At 67.1% G+C, this 243-nt stretch carries 1 protein-coding gene; it reads right to left on the bottom strand.

Annotation, left to right across the window (positions count from 1 at the left end):
- Positions 1-243 (bottom strand): LUD domain-containing protein (locus AX737_RS09330; RefSeq protein WP_197430518.1); only part of this gene is annotated, 243 nt, incomplete at both ends.

Genomic DNA, 243 nt, shown 5'->3' with positions numbered 1-243 from the left:
GTCGAGCTGCTGGATGCGCTCGCCGAGATCGGTCTCGATGATCTCGACGCCCTCGCCCTCCATGAAGTGGCGGAATCCACACTCCTCGGTGAGCATCGACTTCGACTTGATCAGGCGCCGGGCGCCGTGGTCGCGCAGGATGGCGTGGACGATGCGGTTGTGCGCCGCCCCGTCCTCGGCCCAGTGCACGTGGACGCCGTTGGCCTTGGCCGCCGCCTCGAACTGCTCGAGATAGGTGTCGAG

The sequence above is a fragment of the Methylobacterium sp. CCH5-D2 genome (genome assembly GCF_001556475.1).
GTDB lineage: Bacteria > Pseudomonadota > Alphaproteobacteria > Rhizobiales > Beijerinckiaceae > Methylobacterium > Methylobacterium hispanicum.
This window is presented reverse-complemented; position numbering and strand designations above follow the sequence as displayed.